Source organism: Blastococcus sp. HT6-4 (assembly GCF_039679125.1).
In the GTDB taxonomy this organism is placed as follows: domain Bacteria; phylum Actinomycetota; class Actinomycetes; order Mycobacteriales; family Geodermatophilaceae; genus Blastococcus; species Blastococcus montanus.
This window is the reverse complement of record NZ_CP155551.1, coordinates 2,075,930-2,095,917: the sequence shown is the minus strand read 5'-3', so window position 1 is coordinate 2,095,917 and position 19,988 is coordinate 2,075,930. Positions and strand designations below refer to the sequence as shown.

The 19,988-nt window shown below is 71.1% G+C and carries 17 protein-coding genes; 6 read left to right on the top strand and 11 right to left on the bottom strand.

Going from position 1 to position 19,988, the window contains the following annotated elements:
• Positions 1-299: 299 nt before the first annotated feature.
• Positions 300-1,094, bottom strand: coding sequence for a FadR/GntR family transcriptional regulator (locus ABDB74_RS10160; protein ID WP_346623734.1), 795 nt, complete (start codon positions 1,092-1,094; stop codon positions 300-302).
• Between the two features lie 42 nt (positions 1,095-1,136).
• On the opposite strand from ABDB74_RS10160, the gene accB reads away from it, so the two are divergent.
• The 4 genes from accB (at position 1,137) to ABDB74_RS10140 (ending at position 5,263) form a co-directional block, all read left to right on the top strand.
• Positions 1,137-1,718, top strand: a complete 582-nt coding sequence (gene accB / locus ABDB74_RS10155) for an acetyl-CoA carboxylase biotin carboxyl carrier protein (RefSeq protein ID WP_346623733.1) — start codon at positions 1,137-1,139, stop codon at positions 1,716-1,718.
• 62 nt (positions 1,719-1,780) lie between these two features.
• Positions 1,781-3,238 (top strand): hypothetical protein, encoded by a 1,458-nt coding sequence (locus ABDB74_RS10150; protein ID WP_346623732.1) that lies wholly within the window; start codon positions 1,781-1,783, stop codon positions 3,236-3,238.
• A gap of 94 nt (positions 3,239-3,332) precedes the next feature.
• Complete coding sequence (locus tag ABDB74_RS10145; RefSeq protein ID WP_346623730.1) at positions 3,333-4,520, top strand: thiolase family protein; 1,188 nt, start codon at positions 3,333-3,335, stop codon at positions 4,518-4,520.
• Positions 4,469-5,263, top strand: a complete 795-nt coding sequence (locus ABDB74_RS10140) for a tyrosine-protein phosphatase (RefSeq protein ID WP_346623729.1) — start codon at positions 4,469-4,471, stop codon at positions 5,261-5,263. Before ABDB74_RS10145 ends, ABDB74_RS10140 begins: the two co-directional genes overlap by 52 nt.
• Before the next feature lie 13 nt (positions 5,264-5,276).
• On the opposite strand, the gene ABDB74_RS10135 is transcribed toward ABDB74_RS10140, so the two are convergent.
• Genes ABDB74_RS10135 through ABDB74_RS10125 form a run of 3 tightly spaced genes read right to left on the bottom strand, consistent with a single transcriptional unit; the run spans position 5,277 to position 8,311 of the window.
• Positions 5,277-6,047 carry a tyrosine-protein phosphatase gene (locus ABDB74_RS10135; RefSeq protein ID WP_346623728.1) on the bottom strand — a complete coding sequence of 257 codons (771 nt, stop codon included), beginning with the start codon at positions 6,045-6,047 and terminating at the stop codon, positions 5,277-5,279.
• A complete protein-coding gene (locus tag ABDB74_RS10130; protein WP_346623726.1) occupies positions 6,044-7,531 on the bottom strand; it encodes an AMP-binding protein in 1,488 nt (495 codons plus the stop codon). The genes ABDB74_RS10135 and ABDB74_RS10130 overlap by 4 nt, the downstream gene beginning before the upstream one ends.
• A gap of 42 nt (positions 7,532-7,573) precedes the next feature.
• Positions 7,574-8,311 (bottom strand): SDR family oxidoreductase, encoded by a 738-nt coding sequence (locus tag ABDB74_RS10125; RefSeq protein WP_346623725.1) that lies wholly within the window; start codon positions 8,309-8,311, stop codon positions 7,574-7,576.
• Between the two features lie 291 nt (positions 8,312-8,602).
• Here ABDB74_RS10125 and ABDB74_RS10120 point away from each other — a divergent pair, with 291 nt between their 5' ends.
• A complete protein-coding gene (locus tag ABDB74_RS10120) occupies positions 8,603-9,304 on the top strand; it encodes a PEP-utilizing enzyme (protein WP_346623723.1) in 702 nt (233 codons plus the stop codon).
• 1,596 nt (positions 9,305-10,900) lie between these two features.
• Here the strand turns inward: ABDB74_RS10120 and ABDB74_RS10115 are convergent.
• The 7 genes from ABDB74_RS10115 to ABDB74_RS10085 are packed head-to-tail and all read right to left on the bottom strand — an operon-like array spanning position 10,901 to position 18,946.
• A complete protein-coding gene (locus tag ABDB74_RS10115) occupies positions 10,901-11,587 on the bottom strand; it encodes an HAD family hydrolase (RefSeq protein ID WP_346623722.1) in 687 nt (228 codons plus the stop codon).
• Positions 11,584-13,041: a hypothetical protein gene (locus ABDB74_RS10110; protein WP_346623720.1), complete on the bottom strand. Its 1,458-nt coding sequence runs from the start codon at positions 13,039-13,041 to the stop codon at positions 11,584-11,586. The genes ABDB74_RS10115 and ABDB74_RS10110 overlap by 4 nt, the downstream gene beginning before the upstream one ends.
• Positions 13,041-14,585 carry an AMP-binding protein gene (locus tag ABDB74_RS10105; protein ID WP_346623719.1) on the bottom strand — a complete coding sequence of 515 codons (1,545 nt, stop codon included), beginning with the start codon at positions 14,583-14,585 and terminating at the stop codon, positions 13,041-13,043. Before ABDB74_RS10105 ends, ABDB74_RS10110 begins: the two co-directional genes overlap by 1 nt.
• Complete coding sequence (locus ABDB74_RS10100; protein WP_346623718.1) at positions 14,582-15,976, bottom strand: acetyl-CoA carboxylase biotin carboxylase subunit; 1,395 nt, start codon at positions 15,974-15,976, stop codon at positions 14,582-14,584. Before ABDB74_RS10100 ends, ABDB74_RS10105 begins: the two co-directional genes overlap by 4 nt.
• A 5-nt stretch (positions 15,977-15,981) precedes the next feature.
• On the bottom strand, positions 15,982-16,545 hold the full coding sequence (locus ABDB74_RS10095; protein ID WP_346623717.1) for a biotin/lipoyl-containing protein: 564 nt from the start codon (positions 16,543-16,545) through the stop codon (positions 15,982-15,984).
• On the bottom strand, positions 16,542-18,341 hold the full coding sequence (locus tag ABDB74_RS10090) for a pyruvate, phosphate dikinase (RefSeq protein ID WP_346623715.1): 1,800 nt from the start codon (positions 18,339-18,341) through the stop codon (positions 16,542-16,544). Before ABDB74_RS10090 ends, ABDB74_RS10095 begins: the two co-directional genes overlap by 4 nt.
• Positions 18,341-18,946: a hypothetical protein gene (locus tag ABDB74_RS10085; protein WP_346623714.1), complete on the bottom strand. Its 606-nt coding sequence runs from the start codon at positions 18,944-18,946 to the stop codon at positions 18,341-18,343. The genes ABDB74_RS10090 and ABDB74_RS10085 overlap by 1 nt, the downstream gene beginning before the upstream one ends.
• A 227-nt stretch (positions 18,947-19,173) precedes the next feature.
• On the opposite strand from ABDB74_RS10085, the gene ABDB74_RS10080 reads away from it, so the two are divergent.
• Positions 19,174-19,977: an SDR family oxidoreductase gene (locus ABDB74_RS10080; RefSeq protein WP_346623712.1), complete on the top strand. Its 804-nt coding sequence runs from the start codon at positions 19,174-19,176 to the stop codon at positions 19,975-19,977.
• The last annotated feature ends 11 nt before the right edge of the window (positions 19,978-19,988 follow it).

Here is a 19,988-nt window from a genome sequence, read left to right as displayed (position 1 = left end):
TCCACAGCCCACGCGCCCGCGCCTCCGCCTTGAGGTCCTCCAGGACCGGAGGGGTGTCCCACCCCGAGGTCTCGGCCTGCCGGGCGAGGACCGGCTCACTCGGGATGACCCGTTCGGTGAGGAAGTCACGCAGCTCGGCAGCCAGCTCGGCGGTCCTGCTGTCGGACGTGAAGTCCATGGCGCCTCGATCAGCGTGGGTGGCCGGCGGCCGCGGTGGCTTCCCCCCTCCGTCGAGGCCGGTGCCGGCCCACCGGCCGCCATCGGCATCGGACCCCGGAGAAGGGCGGGGGCGGGCTCCGTCAGTCGAAGGTCCATGGGTTGTGCGCCGCAGCGGGCCCGGCCACGCCGTCGGGGGTGGCAGCACGGACCACAGCGCCGGCGTCGTAGGCGGGTGGCGAGGGAGCGACCGGCTCGTCGTCGTCCTCGAGCAGGTGCCTGATCCAACGTTCGGATGCGGCGACGTGCACGGTTGCCGCGGCGGTGGCGAGCGTGGCGTCGCGCTGAGCCAGCGCTTCCACTATGAGTTCGTGCTGCGCATAGGTCCAGTCCAGAGCGCCGCGATCCCAGATACCGCGCCAGATTCGTGCACGGGCGGTCCTGCTGAACAGTGCATCCAGTAGCGATACGAGGGTCTGGTTGCCCGATGCCTGCACGATCGAGCGGTGGAACTCGACGTCGAGGGCGATCAGCTCCTCCGCCGTGGTCGTCCGCCGCATGGCCTCGAGGAGCCCACGAAGTCCGTTGATCGAGTCGTCGGTGATGCGACCGGCGGCCACCCCCGTGGCGGTCGGCTCCAGAAGACGGCGGACCTCGAACAGCTCGAGGACGGTGCGGTCCTGCATGAGATCCACGACGAACGCCAGACCGCTCAAGAGCAGCTGGGGCTCGAGGCTGGTGACGTAGGTCCCGTCGCCCCGCCGCACATCGAGGACATTGGCCTGGATGAGTGCGCGGACGGCCTCTCTGAGGGAATTCCTCGAGACGCCCAGGAGCGCGGCGAGTTCCGCCTCCGGCGGGAGGCGGTCACCTGGGGCCAGCTCTCCAGCGGCAATGCGGTCGCGGATGCGTGTGATGGCGGTGTCGATGACCCCCATGACTGTTGGCCTCCTCCGTCAGCGCTTTCGCAGACTAGCGCCATGCGCTACAAAGTCCCCAGACATGGGATGTCTGTGACGACGACTCCAGCTCGGGTAGGGATGTGCATGGGCCTGAAACCAGCCGACCTGCAGGAACTGCTGGCGGCCTTCGAGCAGAGCAGTTGGCAGGAGATGACGGTGTCGGTCGCCGGTGACACCTTGCACGTCTCCCGCCGCGATGGCGCGGCGGGTGCCGGGAGGCCGGCGGATGTCGCACCCGTCACCGCGGCTGCGCCCGCACCGGCACTCGACCCACCGCCGGCGCCACCGGGGGCGCCGCAGCCCGACCCCGTCCCCGTCCCAGTTGCGAGTGCGGTGCCCGCGCCGCCGGAGGCATCGGGGACTCCCGTGGCGGCCCCCTCCGTGGGCCTGTTCTGGCGGGCGCCGAGTCCCGGAGCGCCCCCGTTCGTCGACGTCGGCACCCGGGTGGGGCCCGAGGACGTCGTCGGGATCGTAGAGGTCATGAAGCTGATGAACCGGGTTTCCGCCGGGATGTCCGGGGTGGTCACCGCGGTGCTCGTCGAGAACGGCGGGATGGTCGAGCACGGTCAGCCGCTCATCCTGATCAACCCCTCTGCCTGACCACGAAAACCGGGCGGGGGCGTCACCTCGCCGCGGGAGCCGAGACCGAGAGGTGGCATGCGATGGCCACGATCGAGTTCATCGACCAGTCGCTGCGCGACGGGCAGCAGAGCCTGTGGGGCATGCGCATGCGCGCCGGGCACATCCTGCCGGTGGCCGAGGCGATAGACCAGGCGGGCTACCGGATCGTCGACCTCACGGGTAGCTCGCAGTTCGAGGTGCAGGTCCGCTACTGCCGGGACAACCCTTGGGAGGGGCTCGACCTCGTCAAGGCGGCCATGCCGAACAGCACTCTGCGCGCGGGGACCCGCAGCAACGGCGTCGTCGGCATGGGGCGTACGCCCGACTCCATCGTCGAGCTCTGGGTGCGGACGCTGGCCAAGCACGGGATCGGCAGCCTGTGGATCTTCGACTGCCTGTTCAACCTGGATCAGATGCGGCACATCGCCGGCGTCGCTCATGACGCGGGGATGCGCGTCTCACCGCAGGTGATGTTCAGCCACTCGCCCGTGCACACCGACGAGTACTTCGAGCGCATCGTCGGGGACATGGCCGGCTGGGACGGCCTGGACACGATCATCCTGGGCGACGAGCCCGGCGTCCTGACCGCGGAACGGGCGCGTTCCTGGATCCCGCGGATGCGCGATGCCGCGGGCCAGGTGCCGCTGGAGATGCACTTCCACAACACCACCGGGCTGGGCACGGTCAACTACCTCACCGGGGCCGAGGAAGGCGTGACCATCGTCCACACGGCGGTGTCCACGCTGGCCAACGGGCCCTCCATGCCCTCCACCGAGGCCACCCTCGACAACATGCGTCGGCTCGGGCACGACGTGGCGGTCGACGACTCGCGACTGCCCGAGGTCGCCGAGCACTTCCGTGCCGTGGCCGCTGCGGAGGGCTACGCCACCGGCACACCGGCGGAGTTCCGCCTGTCGGTCTACCACCAACAGCTGCCCGGTGGCATGACCGGGACGTTGCTCAACCAGCTGCGGACCTACGGCATGGAGGACCGCCTCACCGCGGTCCTCGAGGAAGTCGAGGTGGTCCGCGCGGAGATGGGCTATCCGGTGATGGCGACGCCCTTCTCGCAACTTGTGGGAATCCAGGCGATGCTCAACGTCGTCAACGAGGAGCGCTACGGCGTCATCCCGGACGAAAACCTGGTCTACCTGGCCGGGCATCTCGGCCCGCACCCGGGCGAGGTCGATCCCGACCTGCTCGACCGAGCCTTCTCCAGCCCTCGGGGCAAGCACATCCAGGAGAATCCGCCGCCGCAGCCGAGCCTCGCGGAGATCCGGCACGAGTACGGCGAGACCCTGTCGGACGAGGAACTGCTGCTGCGTTACCTGATGCCCGGCCCGGACGTGGACGCCATGTACGCCGCCGGTCCGGTCCCGCAGCGGATTCCCACGGACGTCTCGCCGCACACCCGGTGGGTCCGTGATCTCGTGGCCTCGACAACCGCCCGGTCACTCGAGGCTCGATCCGGCGATGTGTCGGTCACGCTCCGGCGCTGAGCCCGCTCTCCCTGCCCGGTCCGGCGGCGAGCCGGCCGACGCGAGGCCCACCAACCCTGACCTGATCTCCGTCAGGCCGACCCCTGGAGATGCCATGACGCGCCGAGCGGTCGTCGTCGACGTCGTCCGCAGCCCGTTCGCCAAGGGCAAGGACACGGGCGCTCTCGTCGGAGTGCACCCGGTCGACCTGTTGGCCGGGGTGCTCGCCGCCCTCCAGGAGCGCACCGGGATCGACCCGGGACGGATCGACGACGTGATAGCCGGCTGCGTGCTGCCGGTCGGTGAGCAGTCGGGCAACGTCGCCCGCCACGCCGTGCTCGCCGCCGGATGGCCCGAGGAGGTCCCCGCGACCACCATCGACCGCAAGTGCGGCTCGGCGCAGCAGGCCCTGCAGTTCGCTGCCCAGGCCGTCGTGGCCGGCGAGCAGGACGCCGTCGTCGCCGCGGGCGTGGACATGATGAGCACCGTCCCGATGAAGGCCAACCGGTTGGGACGCGACGAGCTCGGGCCGCGCCTGCGCGGGCGGTATCCCGACGGCATGGTGCGCCAGGGCATCTCCGCCGAGCTGATCGCCGCGCGCTGGGGCATCGGCCGGGAGGAGTGCGACGCCTGGTCGGTCCGCTCTCACCGGCGGGCCGCAGCAGCCCAGGAGGCCGGTGACCTGACCGCCCAGATCGAGCCGGTGACCCGGCCGGACGGCACCGTCGTCGATCGCGACGAGGGGATCCGGGCGGAGTCCTCGATGGAGACGTTGGCCCGCCTGAAGCCGGCCTTCCGCGACGAGGCCATGGCCGAGCGGTACCCCGAGATCGACTGGGTGGTCACCGCCGGATCCTCCTCCCAGGTCAGCGACGGCGCTGCGGCCGCGCTGGTCGTGTCCGAGGACGTCGCGGAGCGCTGGGGGTTGCGGCCCCGCGCCGCGGTGGTGCGCGGTGTCGTGGTGGGCGTGGACCCGGTGCTGATGCTGCACGGCGTCATCCCGGCCACCGAACGCGTGCTCGCCCGCACCGGCCTGGCGATCGACGACATCGACGTCGCTGAGGTGAACGAGGCTTTCGCGCCGATCGTCCTGGCCTGGCTCAAGGAGACCGGCGCCGATCCCGAACGGGTCAACGTCCACGGGGGCGCCATAGCCTTCGGCCATCCCGTGGGCGCGTCGGGTGGACGGCTGCTCGCCACGCTGATCGATGCGCTGGAGGGGCGGCACGGGCGGTATGGACTGCTGACCATGTGCGAGAGCGGGGGAATGGCCAACGCCACGGTCCTCGAGCGGCTGTCGTGAGCACGCCCTGGCGTCCGGCAGGGACGGCGAACTTCCGGGACTTGGGCGGACTCCCGACCGAGGACGGCGGCCGCACACGTCCCGGCCTGCTCTTCCGCAGCGACACACTCCAGGAGCTCACCGCAGCGGATGTCGACGTGCTCGTCCGGCGGCTAGGGCTGCAGCTGGTCGTGGACCTGCGGGCGCCGGGGGAGGTGGCCGGCGAGGGCCGGGGCCTGCTCGAAGCCGAGCCGGTCCGCCACGTGAACCTGGCGCTGCACAGCCGGGACCAGCGGCCGGTCCCGGACCTGACCGCGGACACCCTGGTCCACCACTACCTCGGCTACCTGGCGGTCAGTGCGGCGGCGGCTGTGGAGGCCTTCCGTCTCCTGGCCGACGAGGGGCTCCCGGCCGTCGTCCACTGTGCGGCGGGAAAGGACCGGACCGGTGTGATGACCGGTCTGGTGCTGCGGGCGGTGGGCGTGCCCGCCGACGTGGTGGCGGAGGACTACGCGCGCAGCGCCGAGGCGCTTCCCGCCATCATGGCCAGGCTGCGCCGGCTGCCCGCCTACGCCGACCGCATCGACCTGCTGCCGCCCGAGGTGCACGAGTGCCGGGCCGACACGATGGCGGACTTCCTCGGCGCGGTGGACCAGCAGTACGGGTCGGCGTCCGGCTTCCTGCGGGAGGCCGGGCTCGAGGACGACGTCGTCCAGCGACTGCGGGACCGGCTGGTCGACCCTGCCGGAGCGCCGGCCGACTGACCTGGGCCGGCTGCTACCCGCGCAACGCCGTCCGCAAGCGGGCCAGGACCGAGGGCTCCAGCCCGGCCTCCAACGCCCACTGTTCCGCGCCGCCGAAGCGGTCCTCCAAGGCGACGAGGAAGCGGCGCATCGTGGCGGCCTCGGCGCGGTAGACCTCCGGTGGCAGGGTCGCGATGTGGTGGGCGTAGGTGGGGGAGGGCATCAGCCGTTCCCGCAGGATGATCTCGGCGCTCTCGGCGCTGAGCAGGTAGTCGTCCACCACGGCTTCGGACTGCACGCCCACCAGGCGCAGGACCAACGCCGAGAGGACGCCGGTGCGGTCTTTTCCGGCGGCGCAGAAGAAGACGGTGGGCGCAGACCCGGCTTCGCTGATCAGTTCGATCGCCCGCAGCATCGTGCGCCCGGGGGAGGCCAGGTACGAGAGGTAACGCGGAACGAGGTCGACCGTGCGGCCGTCCTCGAGGTAGCTGACCAAGGAGCCGTCCTCCTGGACCAGCGGGAGGTTGACGTACCTGAGGTGCCGGTCAGCCAACAGACCGCGACCCTCCGCGACCACCTCGTCCTCCCCACGCAGGTCGATCAGCGACCGCATCCCCAGGGCGTCGTGCAGCCGGGCCACGTCCCCGAGCGTCACGGATTGGAGGCTGTCGCTGCGGAACACCCGGCCGGTCAGGGTCTCCCCGCCGTCCTCGGTCGGAAGGCCGCCGAGGTCCCGCAGGTTGTATGCGCCCTCAAGCCGGTGCAGCCGCCGGCCTCTCGCGTCGTCCGGACTGTCCGTGGTCATGCCTCATCCTGGTGCAGCCGCGCTCGTTCGGCGTCGCGGACCTCTCGCCGGAGGATCTTGTTGGCAGGGCTCTTCGGCAGGGCGTCCCAGACCGCCAGACTCCGGGGCCGCTTGTACCCGGCCAATTGGCCGGCGGCGAAGGCCAGCAGGTCTTCCGTGGACGCCTGTTCCCCGGGCCGCAGGGCCACCACGGCGTGCACCACCTCGCCCCAGCGCTCCGAGGGCAGCCCCACGACCGCTGCCTCGCGGACGGCCGGATGGCCGGTCAGCGCGTCCTCGATCTCACGGGGGTACACGTTGGAACCCCCGGTGATGATGACGTCGTTGCGCCGATCGACCAGGTAGAGGAAGCCCTCGTCGTCCATGCGGCCGATGTCGCCCGTGTGCAGCCAGCCGCCTCGGAGCGTCTGCGCGCTGACATCCGGGCGGTTCCAGTACCCGCTCATCACGTGCTGGCCGCGGGTGACCACCTCGCCGGACTCGCCGACCGAAACCTCCCGGTCGTCCTCGTCGACGACCTGGACCTCCACAAGGGTGTAGGGCCGACCGGCCGAGCCGATCCGGTCGTGCTCGTCCGGCTGGAGGACGGTGATGGCCATGGGCGCCTCCGCCTGCCCGTAGGTCTGGGCGAGGACCTGCCCGAAGACCTGCTGGGCTCGATCGCTCACCGACGGCGACATGGGTGAGGCTCCCCAGCAGAGGCGGCGGAGCCGCGGAACGTGCAGGGCTTCGGCGCCCGGCTCGTCGATCGCCATCGCGATCATCGTCGGCACCAGGAACGACGCGGTCGCGCCCGTCCGCTGCAACTCCTCCAGGTAGGTGGAGGGATCCCAGGCGGTCATCACGACGTTGTGCGCGCCCCGGACCAGGTGTGGGAGGAAGAAGGCACCACTGGCGTGGATCACGGGTGCGGCATGCAGCATGACGTCACCAGGGCCGACGCCGGGGAGCAGGTCGACCAGGAAGTGGGCGAGCTCCGCGTGCTCGCTGCGCATCGTGAGGACCGCACCCTTGGGCTTGCCCGTGGTGCCCCCCGTGTAGCCCAGGCGATACGGGGCCTCGACGTTCCTGGGAACATCACACGGTTCTGCGGGACCGGACCAGGCCGTCCGTTCCAGCCAGGCCGGATCCCACGACTGCACCAGGTCCGGCCCGTCGATCTCGGTGCCGCTGTGGACCAGGCCCCGCGATCCCGAGTCCTGGAGCTTGTAGGTCCACTCCGCGGGCGTCTCACGGTGGTTGAGCGGCACCCGCACCAGCCCGGCCTTGGCCAGCCCGTAGTAGACGACCAGGCCCTCGATGCCGTTCGGCAGCAGCACGCCCACCCGGTCCCCGGGGGACATCCCACCTGCGAGCAGGGCGTTACCGACCCGGTCGGTGGCCCGGTCGAACTCGGCGAAGGAGACGGTGCGTCCGTCCGCCGTGAGACAGGGCGCCTCGCCGTACCGACGCGCGGCTGCCCGGATGAGAGAACCGACCTGCACTGCTCCTCCTTCGACGAATGTCGTCCGACCGTGGCCGCTTCGTCAGCCGAGTAGATCTGCTCCGCCGTACACCCCGACGACCTGTCCGGTGACCATGGCAGCCGCCGGTGAGGCGAGGAAGGACACCATCGGCAGGTAGTCCTCGTGCGTGAGCCCGCGGCCGGACGGCGCCCTGGCGGCTCTCGCCTCCAGGGCCGCGTCGGTCCGGTCCCCCAGGAACGTCCGCACGGCTGCGGTGTCGAGCAGCCCGAGCGCCAGTGCGTTGACCCGCACGGCGCGCGGCGCCAGATCCACGGCGAGATACCGTACGAGCGCCTCGCCCAAGGCCTTGCCGACCCCCACCGACGCATAGCCGGGGATCACCACGCGACCCCCGCGGCTGGTCAGGTACAGGACGAGTCCGCCGCGGGTCATACGGGGGAGCGCCGCGCGGACGAGATGCAGCAGGCCGAGTCCGTTGACGGCGACGGCGTGCCCGAAACGCTCCCCGTCGCTCTCCAGCGCCGACCCGGCCACGACCTCGACCGCGCAGTGCACCAGCTGGTCGACCGGTTCGCCCGCGGGCACGGCAGCCACCAATTCCTCCGCGCCCGCGGCGGTGCCCGCATCCATCGCGACGGCCACGGGCCACGCGCCGGTGGCGGCCAGCCGGGCGCAGGCGGCGTCGGCCACGGCGGCGTCCTGCCGGTAGCCGACGGCGACGGTGGAACCCGGCCGGGCCAGCGCGGCGGCGATCTCCAGGCCGATGCCTCTCGTCCCGCCGGTGACAACCACCGCCATTCCGACCTCCGTCGCCGCCGGACATCCGAGGTCTGCAGACTCCCCCGAGCGAGAACGGCCGTCAAGGCGGTCGAGCGCTCGGGTGCGTCGCTCGCTGCTCTGGGCCAGAATTGAGACTTACGCTACATTCTCCGGCATGGACGGCGGCCGTACCAGCCCGGACAGCCTCGGGCGATGGGTACGGGAGTTGCATCCGGCGACTCGTTGCAGTCACCGCTCACTGACCTGCTGCGACCGAACCATCCGATGTCTAGGGGTCGCTGTCTCCGTGACCTCGCCCGAGGAGGGGCCATGACAGAAGCCGGTGCCATTCCCGACAAGTGGGGCGGGGAGGCGATGAATCCGACGGTGGAGTTCTTCCACTCCGCGATACGCACGTTGGTGGCCGAACGGCTGGCCGCCTCCGGCAAGACCTGGGAGGAGGCCGTGATCGACCCCAGCCTGGAACTCACTCAGGAGGACTTCGTTCGCATCGAGGCCGACATGCTGGCGACCGGTTACCGGTTCGAGGCCTCCGCACAGGTCTCGGCGGTCGAGGAGCCCGACAAGTACAAGCCTGAAGCGGCCATCGCCGACACGGGCTCGCAGCCCCGCGACGAGCAGGGGCGCCTGGTCGTCGGCACCGGGGACAACGTCTTCCAGGCCAAGGGCGACGTCACCGGTACGGCACGGCTGATCAGCACCGTCGACGTCGTCATGGAGATGCTCCTCGAGGGCGTCCCGGAGAACACCATCGCGGTGATCGACGACTCGGGCGGCACGCTCACCGCACCGATCCTCGAGGGCTTCGCCGGGGTGGTGTGCATGGGCGGCACCATCCGCTCACACCTCGGGATTCTCACCCGTGAGTACAACATCCCGTGTCTCATGGCTGCCGACCTCGATGGCCTGCGAGAGGGCGACACGGTCCTCGTGGAGTACTCCAAGCCCGCCGCCGACGCCTATGCAGAGCGGGACGACTCCGCCCGTCCACGCATCATCAAGGTCGACTGAGAGGACCGTGCACGATGCCCGTCCAGCACAGCTACGCCGACCTGCTCGCGGCGAACGCCTGGATCCGGAAGGCGAGCGACGCCTTCTACTTCCAGTGCACGGCCCGCACGGTGCAGGAGTCGAAACTCTTCCCCGTCAACCCCTACATTGCCCTGTCCTACCTCAATGCCTGGTACCGGTATCCCGACCTGTTCCGCAAGATCGAGGAGGCGATGCCGGCCGAGGAGATCGGTGACCACGCCCGCGAGCGGACCACGTCCTCGAACATCATCACCAACGGGATCATCGAGCAGTTCTACCTCGGTGGCCGCCAGATGCTGATGGACATGGGCATGCTCAAGCCGACGGACGCCATCGACGACGTCATGTACGTACTCGACTTCACCCAGCGGCTGAACCTGAGCTACCACCGCAACCACGCCCACATCCTGCCGACCGACGCCGGGCTGTCGGCCCAGTTGCTGCCTGAACGTCAGGTGCAGGTCTTCGAGGCCGATGCGCTGGGAACCAAACCCGGGGACAAGCTGCACACCGCGGTCGCACAGTGCTTGGCCGCGCTCTCGCAGTACGCCTTCCTGAAGAACTCCGAGAACCGGCTGGGCATCCACAACTCCGGCCCGTACAAGGTCGCCGGCGGCGAGATGCTCGTCCGTGAGTTCGTCGACCTGGCCGAGAGCGACCTCCCGTGGCTCGACGGCGTGGCCGAGAACATCGAGCTGAACAACATCACGCTCACGGTGTTCATGAAGGACACCCACTTCAACATCGTGGACGACTGGGCCAGCTTCGAGGCCCAGCCGAGCTACAACCACGACAACATGTACGCCGTCGGGCTCTACACCTCCGATTACCTGTCCGACGGGTACATCCCGGTCCACATGGGCTCAGCGACCGAGCTCGCCGACTACCTAGACCACTTGCGGGATTCGATCCACGACGCCACTCAGCGCCTGTGGAAAGAGGTCGCCGGATGGTCCCGTGACCAGATGATCGATTCGGGTCTGCTGGTGTACTACAACGTCCCGAAGGACCTGGCTCACATCGCCGGCGTCTACGAGCAGGAGGACTGGTACACGGTCGAGGACCGGGTGCAGCGGTTCAAGCCCATGTTCAACGACGAGTACGGCAATCACCTGATCGCCGAGCTGGTCGGCTACATCTCCCTGCGCTCGCAGCAAGGCAGCGAGTCCCACATGGCCAAGTTCTCCGGCGCTCGGGGCGACATGTGGTCGACCATTCCGTACTCGGTGCTCACCGATGACGAGTGGACCGCCGGGGTCGGGCCAATCCGGGGAGGAAGCACGTCCCTGCCGGCCAAGACCGCCCTCTACACCACCACGCAGGGAAAGCTCACGCAGGAGCAGTGCAACCAGGCAGTTCGGGCGCTGCGAGTTCCGGCACTGGAGGACGGCTTCCGCTACCTGGACGACGCCTGGGTGAAGAACCACCCGGATGACCCTCGCGCGCACGAGCTCTACCGTCGCACGCAGGCCCGCTCGCTCGTGATCAAGGACAAGGGGGCGGGGCTGTTGCGCGAGGACGTCCTGGCTCTGCGCAAGGAGGCCGGCCGGGTGGGCAGCGCGAGCGGGGAACGGCTCAGGGGGCGAGCGGACCGGTGCTCAGCGCGGCGCGGAGTTCGTCGAAGGTCTCGACGACGGCGTCGGCGCCCGCCTCGACGAGCGGGCCTGCCGGCGTCGATCCCCAGGTCACCCCGATCGAGCGGATCCCCGCGGCCCGGCCGGTCCTGATGTCCACGACCGTGTCCCCGACCATCACCGCGCGGTCCGCGGGAACGCCCAGTTGCTCGAGCACCGACAGCGCCGCCTGAGGGTCGGGCTTGCCGCGGATCACGTCCTCGGCGCAGGTCGCCGCCGCGATCAGGTGGTTCATCCGGCCGCGTACGGCGTCGGCCGTGTAGCGCGCCCTCGCCTTGCTCGTGACCACCCCCACGGCGACGGCGCGGCCGTTCAGTTCCTCGAGGAGGTCCACCGCGCCGGGAAAGGGGCGCACGCCCTCGGCCGCGTGCCGTTCGTAGGCCGGCGTGAAGGCGTCGGCGAGCGCCTGGACGACCGCGGGGTCGTCGCTGAGCGAGGGGAAGACCTCCGTTCCGCGGCGGCTGAGGACCACCCCGATGTCGTCCTCCTCGACCGGCCAGGCCCGGCCGAGGACCCGCGAGGTGACGTCGTGCCAGGCGGCCAGCAGGGCCTGCCTGCTGTCCACCAGCGTGCCGTCCCAGTCGAACAGCACCGCACCGGCCCAGGGCCGCCCTCCCGTGGTCGTCACGAGCGACGCAGCTCCAGATCCATGGACTCGGTCACCACGCGCACGTAGGGGGTGGCCGTCGCCCGGAGCAGGGCGCGCACCTCCTCGACCTCCGGCGAGGCCAGCGGGAAGTCCCGCTGCACGGGACCGGCGGCGCGCATCGCCGCGAGCGCGGGCTCCGGCAGGAGCGCGCGCAGGACCAGGTCGTCCCCGTCGGTGGTTCCGTGCCGCTTCTGCAGCTCTTCGAGGGTCGGCTGCTCCGGCGGGCTGTCGGTCACTAGGGCCGCGCGGGGCGCGGCCATGATCCGGTCCAGGACGTCGGCGTCGATCGGCGCCGGCGGTGTGCCGTAGTGCCCGGCGGCGTAGGCGATCACCTCGTCGGGCACGTGCCCGTAGCGCCGGCCGGTGACGATGTTCAGCACCGCCTGGGTGCCGACGAGCTGGCTCAAGGGCGTGGCCATCACCGGATAGCCCAGCTCGCGGCGCACCGCGGCCGTCTCCTCCAGCACCTCGTCGAGGCGGTGGTCCATCCTGTGCTGCACCAGCTGGGCCTTCAGCGTGCCCACCATGCCACCGGGCACCTGGTGCGTCGTGTTGAAGAGGTCGTACTCGCTGACCTGGTCGACGAGGTAGCCGGCCGCTCTGCCGACGGCGCGCATGTGGTCGGCCACCGGCGGGAGCAGGGCGGTGTCGACCGAGTGGGTGCACCCCATCATCTCCAGGTTGCGCACGACGCTCTCCGTCGACGGCACCGACGGGCCGTTGGCCATCGGTCGGCTCGCCGTGTGCAGGATGGTGATGCCGTGCCGCACGGCCTCCGCGTAGGCCAGCCCCGAGAGCCCCATGAGGTTGTTGGAGTGGAACTCGACCAGCTTGCCGTCGGCCGCCGACACGATCGCGGGGACGAGGGTGCGCAGCCGGTCGGGGTCGAGGTTGCCCGCCGTGTCGTAGAACAGGATTGTGTCGATCTCAGGAACGGCAGCCATCTCCGCCGTCCTGTCCCGGAAGTACTCATCGGTGTGCACCGGGGAGAGGGTGTAGAAGACCGTTCCGGCGATCTCGGAGCCGTACTCCTTCGCCACCCGCCCCAGCCGGGCGAAGTTGTGCACCCCGTAGAGGACGTCGTAGATCCAGAACGAGCGGACGCCGTGCTCGTTGAGCCGGCGCATCCACAGGTCCATCAGCGCGTCCGGCGTGACGCCGAAGGACACCGCCGCGTTCCCGCGCATGCCCCCGCGCATCGGGGTGCGCCGGATCCGCTCGCGGACGAGGTCCAGGCCCTCCCAGGGGTTCTCCCGGCAGTACTTGACGAGCACCTCGAACATCGAGCTCCCGGCGTAGTCGATCACCCGGAACCCCGTCTGGTCGAGCAGGTGGGCGATCGGCAACGCCATCCCCGCCTGCATCCGCATGCCCCACAGGCTCTGCTGTCCGTCTCGCAGGGTGGTGTCCAGGATCTCGACGTGCGTCGTCATCAGGCTCCCGTCTCCGCTGCGCCGGGCACCTGCCGGCGCAGCACCGTCTTGAGCACCTTGCCGGTGGGGTTGCGGGGGAGGGCGTCGACGATGACGTACTCCTTGGGCCGCTTGTGCCGGGCGATCGCCGACAGGCAGCGGGCGTCGAGGTCCCGCGGGTCCGGTCGGCCCCCTTCGCTTGGGACGATGAAGGCCACCAGGCGCTCGCCCCAGTCGGGGTCCGGAACGCCCACGACCGCGGCGTCGGCCACCGCGGGATCGGTCAGGAGCACGTCCTCGACCTCACGGGGATAGACGTTGTACCCACCGGAGATCACCACGTCCTTGGCCCGGTCGACCAGCGTCAGGTACCCGCCGGCGTCCATGCGGCCCAGGTCGCCGGTGTGCAGCCATCCGCCGCGGAGGGCCTCCGCGGTCGCCTCGGGACGGCCGAGGTAGCCGGCCATGACCGTCGGGCCGTCGACGACCACCTCACCCACCTCGCCGACCGGGACCTGCCGGTCGTCTTGGTCCACGACGCGGACGCGGGTCGCCCAGCGCGGCGTGCCGACGGAGGCCAGCCGCTGCGGGTCGTCGAGGGCCGCGGCCGTGGCCGCGGCCGACATGGCCGTGATGGTGCAGGGGCTCTCGCCCTGGCCGTAGCCGTTCCAGATCCGTGGGCCCAGCACCGCGATGCCGCGGCGCAGATCGCCGGCCGGCACGGGCGCCGCGCCGACCAGGACGGTGCCCAGGCGCTCGACGGGAGCCGCCGGCGCCTGCTCCACGGCCGCGACGAGCCGGCGCAGGAGCACCGGCGGGACGAAGAAGGTCGAGCGCCGGTGCCTGCCCACCAGTTCCAGTAGCTCGGCGGCGTCGAAACCCCCGGACGAGGGGAGCACCTGCGCTGCTCCACGAGCCAGGAAGGGCAGCGCGAACAGCCCGGACGCATGACTGAGCGCGGCGACGTGCAGGAAGCTGTCCACCGGCCCGACCTCCGCCACGTCGGCGTAGTACGCGGCGCTCATGGCCAGCAGGTTGCCGTGGCTTAGCCGTGCGCCCTTCGAGCGGCCGGTCGTTCCCGACGTGTAGAAGATCCAGGCGTCGTCCAGCCCGCCGCGGCGGGCCGGTTCCACCGGAGCAGCTCCGGTCGTGGCGCGCTCCTCGGCCGTTCCGAGGATCAGCAGCCGGGTGGCGGGCGGGAGGAGCGGCGCCAGGTCCTCGGCCGAGTCCTCGCTCGCGACGCAGAGGCCGGCCGCGCAGTCGTCGAGGAGGATGGCCACCTCGCGGGCGTGCAGGCGGTTGCTGATCGGAACCGCGACGCCGCCGGCGTGCCAGATGGCGAACAGCAGCTCCACGTACTCCGGGCAGTTGCCCGCCACCAGGGCGACCCGGTCGCCCGGCCGGATGCCGTAGGACGCCGACAGCGCCCCGGCGCGACAGGCGACTACCTCGGCCAGCGTCTGCCAGCTGCGGACCGGCCGGTTGCCGACCAGGACGGCCGGGTCGTCGGACCTCGCGCGCGCCGGTGCGTCCAGGAGGAGCGCCAGGTTGGCCGAACCGCTCATGCAGGAGCGGCGGCCGGCTTGGGGGTCGCCTGCGGCGCGGAGAGGGACGGCATCAGCTCCTGCTCGACCCATCGGGTGTGGTGGGTGCCCGCCCGGAACTCGGGTGCCTCGATGACCGCCAGCAGCATGGGGACGGTGGTGGGCACGCCGTCCACGACCAGCTTCCGCAGCCCCCGGTCGAGGCGGCGCAACGCCTCCTCGCGGTCCGCTCCGTGTGCGATGACCTTGGCCAGGAGCGAGTCGTAGTGCGGAGGGATGCGGTAGCCGCCGAAGCAGTGGGTGTCGATGCGCAGTCCGCCGCCGACCGGCTCCACCCAGCGGCTGACCGTGCCGGGGCCCGGGGCGAAACCGCGATAGGGGTCCTCGGCGTTGATCCGCACTTCCACCGCGTGGCCGTCGAGCCGGACGTCGTCCTGGGAGAAGGGGAGGGGCAGACCGCCGGCGATCTGCAGCTGGGCGCGCACGATGTCGATCCCGGTGACCATCTCGGTGACCGGGTGCTCCACCTGGACCCGGGTATTCACCTCGAGGAAGGCGTAGTCGCCCGTCTCGGCGTCGACCACGAACTCGACCGTCCCCGCGCCGACGTAGTCCAGCGCTCGCGCGAGCTCCACCGCGGCCTCGCGCAGGGCCTTCCGTACGTCGAGGGGGACCGCCGTCGCCGGCGCCTCCTCGACGAGCTTCTGGTAGCGGCGCTGCGCCGAGCAGTCGCGCTCGCCGAGGTGCACCACCGAGCCGTGGGTGTCGGCGAGCACCTGCACCTCGACGTGCCGGGCCCGGGTGATGAAGCGCTCCAGGTACATGCGTCCGTCGCCGAACGCGGCCTGCGCCTCGCGGCTGGCGCCCTCGAAGGCGGCCTCGACGGCGTCGGCGCTCTCGACCAGGACCATGCCGCGTCCACCGCCACCGGCGGCCGCCTTGAGGACCACCGGATAGCCGACCCGGTCGGCCACGTCGCGGGCCGTGACGCCGTCGGCGATGGTGTCCGACCCGGCACCCACCGGGATGCCGAGGGAGGTGGCAAGCTGCCGGGCCGCGGCCTTGTCCCCGCCGCGCCGGATGGTGTCGGCCGTCGGACCGACGAAGACCAGGCCGTTGTCGGCGCAGGCCTCCGGGAGTTCGGGGCGTTCGGACAGGAAGCCGTAGCCGGGGTGGATGGCATCGCAGCCCGTGCCGAGCGCCGCCGCCACCACGCGGGGGATGTCCAGATAGCTCGACGTCGCCGACGCCGGACCGATGCACACGGCGCGGTCGGCCACGAGTGCGGCGCGGGAGTCCCGGTCGGCCTCCGACACGGCGACCACGCTCTCGATGCCCTCGTCGGCGCAGGCACGGACGACACGGACGGCGATCTCGCCGCGGTTGGCGACCAGGACGCGACGGAGCGGCACTGGGCTCAGCCGTCCAGGTCGATGAGGAAGAGCGTCTGGCCGTGCTCCACCATCGCGCCGTTCTCGACCTCGACGGAGCGGACGACCCCGCCGGCTCCGGCCTGGACGTGGTTGAACAACTTCATCACCTCGATGATGCACACGGGGTCGTCGGGATCGACCCGCCCGCCGACCTCCACGAATGGCGGTGCCGAGGGATCCGGCGCCCGCCAGAACACGCCCACGCTGGGCGAGGTGACGCGGTGGACGCCGCTGGTGTGTTCCAAGATCAGCTCGGTGGACCGCTCCCCGGCCTCGACCGCGGGCACCGGCGCAACATCGGCGGGGGAGCCGATGGCGCCGGCCGCGGTGGCTGCGGGGAGGTGCGCCCCTCCGCTGGGCCTGCGGCTGGGGCTCGCTGTTCGCGGGTCCGGGGCGGGGCGCGGCTGGGCGCCCGCCGCGGTCGCCGGTGGCTGCCCGATCCTGCTCAGCTGGATGTTGGCGCCGTCGAGGACGAGCGTCATCTCGTCCCACTCCGAGGCGTCGAAGGCCGAGATCAGGGCCTGGAGGTCGGCCGGCGTGAGACTCACGCGCCGTCTCCCGCGGAGGTGGCCCGTCGCTGCGACCCGGCGTGCAGCAGGTGGAGGAGGAGCACCAGCGGGTGCTGGCCCGGTGCGGCCGCGACGGCGGGGACGCCTGCCTCGAGGACCGCGCCCGCCCCCGCCGGCGTCGCGATAACCACACCGCGGGCACAACTCGCCCCGGTCAGCAGCCCGACCACGTGCTGAGGCTCCGGAGGCGCGGAGGGGTCCAGTCCCACGCCGGCTGCGTCGAGGTCGACAGACCCCTCGGGCATCTCCTCGACGACCTGCACGGGGCTGGCTTCCCGAGCCCACTCCAGGAGCCGCGACAGGGCCGGGTCGTCCTCGGCTCGGACCGCCTCGGTCGGCAGCCGCCCCGCGTAGACGATGCCCTTGGTGGCGTCGATCGTCACCGTCCGGCCGGACCAGCCGGCGGTGACGCCGGTCCCGACACCCACGACGCAGGGACGTCCGAGCGCGCGGGTGACCACGGCGGCGTGCGAGGTGGAGCCGCCGAGCTCGGTGACGACGGCGCGGGCGGCGATCATTCCCGAGATGTCCTCGGGGCTCGTCGTAGGCCGGACGAGGATCACCGCCCGGCCCTCGCCGGCTGCCGCCTCTGCGGCCTCGCTGTCACCGACGGCGACACCGGCCGCCACGCCGGGGCAGGCGGGCTCACCGTGCGCGAGGACCTCGGTGGCCTCGGCGGCGCCCGGGGCCAGCCGAGGTTGCAGGACGCTGGCCACCTGTTCCGGGGTCACACGCTGCAGGGCGGTGGCCCGGTCCACGAGGTTCGCTTCGGCGAAGTCCACCGCGGTGCGCACCGCAGCCGAGGGAGAGCGTTTGGCCGACCGGGTCTGCAGGAGGAACAGCTGTCCTCTCTCGACGGTGAACTCGATGTCCTGGACGTCGCCGTTCTCCCGCTCCAGGACGCGCCCGGCCTCGAGAAGCTCGGCGTGCACGTCCGGCAGTTGTGCGGCCAGGTCGGCGAGGGTCTGGACGGCATGGGTGCCGCTGACCACGTCCTCGCCCTGGCCGCCGGGCAACCACTCGCCATAGGGATCCGGTGCGCCGGTGAGCGGGTCGCGGGTGAAGAAGACCCCGGTCCCCGATGCCTCGCCGAGGTTCCCGAAGACCATGGCCTGGACGGTGACCGCGGTCCCGCCTTCATCGCTGATGCCCCAATGCTTCCGGTAGGTAATGGCCCGACGGGACCGCCAGGACGCGAAGACCGCGTTGATTGCCTCACGGAGCTGATCCAGCGGCTCGCGCGGGACCTCCCGTCCGCTGTCCTCTGCGACCTCCGCGCGGAGACTGTCGGCGTCCGCGCCGGGTCGGGGGTCCTCGACGTCGGCACCGAGCACGACCTTGCCGAACTGAGCGCAGAAACGGGTGTGCGTGTCCCGGGCGAAGTCGGGATCTCCCGACAGGCCGGCGAGCGCCTGCTCGACCTCGTCGGTGATGCCGAGATTCAGGACGGTGTCCATCATGCCCGGCATGCTGACCGGCGCGCCGCTGCGGACAGACACGAGCAGCGGGGCACTCGGGTCGCCCAGCCGCCGTCCGGTCTCCCGCTCGAGCCATCTCAGGCCGTCGAGGACGGCCTGCCAGGTCTCCTCGTCCAGCCGTCCGCCCGACTCGTGGTACCGGCGGCACTCGGTGACGGGGATGGTGAAGGCGGACGGTACCCGGAGGCCCAGCCGGCGCATGCGCACGATGCCATCGGCCTTGCCCCCGAGGCGGTCCTTGCCGGGGGATACGGACCCGTCGAGCGGGACCACCCGATCGCTCGTCAGTGTGGACATCACTCCTCCCGCGTGCGCCCGAGCATGCGGAGCAGGTCCTCGTGGAGTTCGTGCCACGCGACGTGATAGCTGTCCACGCGGACGCCGCTGACGTAGTCAGCCTCGCCTGCCAGGGCTCGGTCGTAGGCGGCGTCCAGACGCCCGACGTAGGCCTCCAGTCGGGGTTCGGCCGCTGTGAAGCGCTGGAGGACCTTGGCCGCGCGGTCGTGCAGGTCACCCAGCCGGTCCAGGATGGCGCGGTCGTAGTCGGGATCGGTGTGGGTGTTGGGCACCCGTTCGCCGCCCGCGGGGATGCTCTGCCAGTCCGTCAGCAGAGCCAGCAGGTCCCGGTTGATCCGCTCGAACTTGTCCGCTGCCGTGGTGAACCCCGGGTCGTCGCGATGCGCGGCGAACGCCTGCGGGTAGCTCTCGTCCAGCCAGGCCCGGCCACCCGGCGTGACCATGAACCTGCCCTTGGCCCCGATGGCGTGCCCCTCCGCGACAGCCGCCTCCAAGGCCTGCTGGACGTCCTCGGGCGACTGCCCGAGCAGATCGGCGACGGCGTCGGGGGTGGCAGCGCTCTTCACCGCCAAGCCGTGCAGCGCCAGCAGTCGCAGGTCGGCCACCCGCTCCTCCTATACATCCGATGTCCCAACGTCGGCGTCGCCGTGCGCAGCAAGCCCCTGCAGAGCCATTGCGCGGGAGCCACGTGGGAAATAGCGTGACCCGCGCCACACTACCGGGAAACAGCGCCGAGCGGTACCCGCCGTGTGGACGCCCCAATGACCCGACCCTTACCCGACGGTTGTGCGGCCAGACGCCCGCAATCGTCGGCGGACCGACTGGAGGAACTGTGGACAACAGCAGGTTGAACGGCAGGCTCGCGGGCAAGGTCGCGGTCATCACGGGCGCCAGCACCGGGATCGGCCGCGCGGCGTTCGAGATGTTCGCCGCGGCCGGGGCCAAGGTGGTCGGGGCCGCCCGGACCCAGTCCAACCTCGACGAGGCCGTCAAGGCCGTCGAGGACCTCGGGGGGGAGGCGCTGGCGGTGTCGGCGGATCTCGCGTCGGACGCCGCGGCGGCCACGGTCATCGACGCCGCGGTGTCGAACTTCGGCGGCGTCGACGTCCTCGTCAACAACGCCGGGGTGGGGTACTCGTACCGCAGCGTGCGGCCCGGGTCGATGAACGCCATCGGCGAGTCCACAGCCGAGGAGTGGGACCACGTCATGTCCATCAACCTCGGCTCGGTGGTCAACTGCAGCCGGCACGCAATTCCCAAGATGCAGGAGCGAGGCGGTGGCGCCATCGTCAACGTGGCCAGCGTGCTGGGGCTCGTGGGCAATCCGGATGCGCACGCCTACACCGCGGCCAAGGGCGCAATCATCAACCTGACCCGCTCGATGGCCGTCGCGTACGGCAAGAACGGGATCCGGACGAACGTGGTCTGCCCCGGCTACACCGAGACCCCGCTCGTCGAGGAGTACATCGACTACCTCAACAGCGAGGAGAACCGGTTCAACTGGAACCCGATGGGCCGGATGGGGACCTCGGAAGAGATCGCATACGGCTTGCTCTACCTGGCTTCGGACGAGGCCAGGTACTGCAACGGCGCGGTCCTCACCATCGACGGCGGGATGATCTGCAAGCCCAGTTGAACGCTCCGCGG